This window comes from Phenylobacterium sp. (assembly GCF_035569475.1).
Taxonomy (GTDB): Bacteria; Pseudomonadota; Alphaproteobacteria; order Caulobacterales; family Caulobacteraceae; genus Phenylobacterium.
This window is the reverse complement of sequence record NZ_DATMNA010000073.1, coordinates 1-3182: the sequence shown is the minus strand read 5'-3', so window position 1 is coordinate 3182 and position 3182 is coordinate 1. Positions and strand designations below refer to the sequence as shown.

General features: G+C 71.5%; 3 protein-coding genes. All 3 read left to right on the top strand.

Features of this window, described 5'->3' with window-relative positions:
• Nucleotides 1-18 precede the first annotated feature (18 nt).
• Nucleotides 19-681 carry a pyridoxamine 5'-phosphate oxidase gene (pdxH, locus tag VNW53_RS10760; RefSeq protein WP_325555630.1) on the top strand — a complete coding sequence of 221 codons (663 nt, stop codon included), beginning with the start codon at nt 19-21 and terminating at the stop codon, nt 679-681.
• On the top strand, nt 678-2183 hold the full coding sequence (locus tag VNW53_RS10755; RefSeq protein ID WP_325555629.1) for an AAA family ATPase: 1506 nt from the start codon (nt 678-680) through the stop codon (nt 2181-2183). Before pdxH ends, VNW53_RS10755 begins: the two co-directional genes overlap by 4 nt.
• Nucleotides 2184-2319: 136 nt before the next feature.
• A partial coding sequence (locus VNW53_RS10750; RefSeq protein WP_325555628.1) for an AMP-binding protein occupies nt 2320-3182 on the top strand: 863 nt, incomplete at its 3' end.

The following is a 3182-nucleotide window of genomic DNA, read 5'->3' as shown; positions in this document are numbered from 1 at the left end:
TCAGCTATAGGCCCGCCGATGAAAGCGCCGCTGATCCCATCCTCGCCTAGCGAGGCGGACTATCTGACCAACGTGGCGGCCGCCAAGCCGCTGCCGGAGATCACCACCCGCGACCCTATCGCCTTGTGCCAGACCTGGCTCGAGGAGGCGCTGAAGAGCGAGCCCAACGACGCCAACGCGATGACGCTGGCCACCGTCGACGCCGAGGGGATGCCGGACGCGCGGATGGTGCTGCTGAAGGGCGTGGACGCCGCCGGCTTCACCTTCTTCACCAACACCGAGAGCGCCAAGGGCCGCGAGCTGGCGGCCAACGCCAAGGCGGCGCTGGTGTTCCACTGGAAGTCGCTGCGCCGGCAGGTGCGGGTGCGCGGGCCGGTGACGCCGGTCTCGGCGGAGGAGGCGGACGCCTATTGGGCCACCCGCGCGCGGGCCGCGCAGCTCGGCGCCTGGGCCTCCGACCAGTCGCGGCCGCTGCCCGACCGGCTGGCCTTCGAGAAGAAGATCGCCGAGTTCGGGCTGAAGTTCGGCCTGGGCAAGGTGCCGCGGCCGCCGCACTGGACGGGTTGGCGGGTCGAGCCGCAGACCCTCGAGTTCTGGCGCGACCGGCCGTTCCGCCTGCACGAGCGGCTGGTGTTCGCCCGCAGCGGCGACGGCTGGAGCACCCACAGGCTGTTTCCTTGAGCCCATCGGCCACGATGGCGCCGGGCGAGGCCGAGGTCGTCGCCTGGCTGAAGGGGCAGTCCGAACGGACCATCGAGACCGCCTGCGCGCGCGTCTTCCTGGCCGGAGAGGTGGCCTGGAAGCTGAAGCGCAACGTCGACCTGGGCTATGCCGACTTCTCCAGCGCCGCTCGCCGCAAATGGGCGCTGGACCGCGAGCTGGAGTTCAACCGCGCCGCCGCGCCGGACATCTATCGCCGGGTGCGGGCGATCACCGCCGAGCCCGGCGGCGGCTTTGTGTGGGAGGGCCGCGGCGAAGTCGCCGAGTACGCCCTGGAGATGCGCCGCTTCGACGACGGCGCGGTGCTGTCCAACGACCCGGACGCCATCGACGGCGCCATGGCCGAGGCCCTGGGCCGCACCATCGCGGGCTTCCACGCCAGGGCGCCGCTCAGGCCCGAAGGCGGCTGGAGCGCCCTGGCCTTCACGGTGGGCTCCAACGCCCACCTGCTGAGGGACCTGACCGGCGGGCTCGACCACCATCGGGTGGAGCTGCTCGTGGCCAGGACGGCCGAGGAGCTGGCGCGGCGGAAGACCCTGCTGGAGGCGCGGCGGGACGCGGGCTTCTCGCGCCGCTGCCACGGCGACCTGCATCTGGCCAACATCCTGGTGGAGGATGGCAGGCCCGTCCTCTTCGATTGCATCGAGTTCAACGACCTGCTCTCCGACCTGGACGTGCAGTACGACCTGGCGTTCCTGCTGATGGACCTGGATTTCCGGGGCCGGCGCGACGCGGGCGTGCGGGTGCTGTCGGCCTATCTGGACGAGGCGGCGCGCAGCTTCCCCGGGGCGCTCTGGGAGGGCTTGGCGGCGCTGCCGCTGATGCTGTCGGTGCGGGCGGGTGTCCGGGCGCACGTGTCGGCGCACTCCGGCGACCTGGCGATGTCCAGGGCCTATGTGGAAGCCGCCATCGCCCACCTGTCGCCGCCGCCGCCGGCGCTGGCGGCCGTGGGCGGGTTTTCCGGGGCCGGCAAGACGACCTTCGCGCGCGCCGTCGCCCCGGCCCTGGGCGCCTCGCCCGGCGCGGTGGTGCTGCGCACCGACGAGGCGCGCAAGCGGCTGGCCGGCGCCGGGCCGGTGGACCGCCTGGCGCCGGAGACCTACACGCCGGAGTTCTACGCGCGGGTCTATGGGACGGTGTTCGAGACCGCCCGCGCGCTGCTGAAGGCCGGCCAGGCGGTGGTGCTGGACGCCACCTTCACCGAGCCCGAGCTGCGCGCGCGGGCCGAGGCCCTGGCCGCCGAATGCGGCGTCGCGTTCCACGGCTCCTGGCTGGAGGCCCCCGCCGAGGTGCTGGAGGCCCGGGTCGGCGGCCGGGTCGGCGACGCTTCGGACGCCACGCTGCAGGTGCTGCGCGACCAGATCGCGCGCCATGGAGGGCAGGCGACGGGCTGGACGCGGGTGGACGCGGCTGCGCCGACCGGCGAGGCGGCGGCGAGGTGGTTGAAACAGCTCGACCGCTAAACAACCTTCCCCGCACGCTGCCGCGACGCGGGAGGAGCTTGGGCGCGGAGCCGCCGAGCCGCGTTGCGTCTGAACGCTGATAACAATAGCCTTGGGCGCAAGGCCGGCGGGGGCCGGTTTCCGGAGGAACTCCAAGATGCACGGGCTGATGCAGGACTGGCCGCTGACGGTCGACAAGATCCTGGACCACGCCAAGGCCTGGCACGGCGACCGCGAGATCGTCAGCCGCTCGATCGAGGGGCCGATCGTGCGCACGACCTATGGCCAGGTCCACGAGCGCGCCAAGCGGCTGTCGAGCGCCCTGAAGGGGCTGGGGATCAAGCCGGGCGACCGCTGCGCGACCCTGGCCTGGAACACCGCGCGCCACATCGAGGCCTGGTACGGGATCATGGGCATCGGCGCGGTCTGCCACACGCTCAACCCGCGGCTGTTCGCCGAGCAGCTCTGCTACATCATCAACCACGCCGACGATCAGGTGATCTTCACCGACCTGACCTTCCTGCCGGTGCTGCTGGAGCACCGCCCCAAGATGCCGGGCGTGAAGCACATCGTGGTGTTCACTGACGAAGCCCATATGGATTCGGGCGCCTTCCCCGGCGCGCTCTGCTACGAGACCCTGATCGCGGCGGCCTCGCCCGACTGCGTCTGGGGCGACTTCGACGAGAACACGGCCGCGGCGCTCTGCTACACCTCCGGCACGACGGGCAATCCGAAAGGCGTGCTCTATTCGCACCGCTCCAATTTCATCCACACCCTGGTGACGCTTGGCCGGGACGTAATGGGGATCTCCGCCGTCGACACCGTGCTGCCGGTGGTGCCGATGTTCCACGCCAACGCCTGGGGCCTGGCCTTCTCCTGTTCGGCGGTGGGCGCGAAGCTGGTGATGCCGGGCCAGAAGATGGACGGCGCCTCGATCCTCGAGTTGCTGGAGACCGAGAAGGTCACCTTCTCCGCGGCCGTCCCCACCGTCTGGCAGATGCTGCTCGCCCACCTCAAGGC